Origin of the sequence: Salinibacillus xinjiangensis, assembly GCF_009649735.1 — a bacterium.
Taxonomy (GTDB): domain Bacteria; phylum Bacillota; class Bacilli; order Bacillales; family Alkalibacillaceae; genus Salinibacillus; species Salinibacillus xinjiangensis.
The window spans coordinates 1-281 of the sequence record NZ_WJNH01000034.1 but is presented as its reverse complement, the minus strand read 5'-3'; the positions used below and the strand labels follow the sequence as shown (position 1 = coordinate 281).

The following is a 281-nucleotide window of genomic DNA, read 5'->3' as shown; positions in this document are numbered from 1 at the left end:
AAAGGTCAAGAATTGGATTTAAATATAACTTCTCTTCGCCTAGACATTTGAATTCTGTAATGTCGGTTACTAACTTTTGAAGAGGTATATGATACACTTTTTTATGGTTAAATTGAACAGCAGTTTCTAAATAGGAAGCACCTGTTTCTAGTATAAATTGTACTGCATCTAATTTAAATTGAACAGAATACTTCTGCTTCGTTTTTCTTCGTTTTAATCCATCCATGCCCTGGGCTTTATAGGCTCTCACCCAACTTCTTAATGGATTAGTACTTGCCATA

Annotated in this window: 1 pseudogene; it reads right to left on the bottom strand. The window is 33.5% G+C overall.

The window, feature by feature from the left end:
* A pseudogene (locus GH754_RS19365) lies at positions 1-281 on the bottom strand (hypothetical protein); the annotation flags it as partial.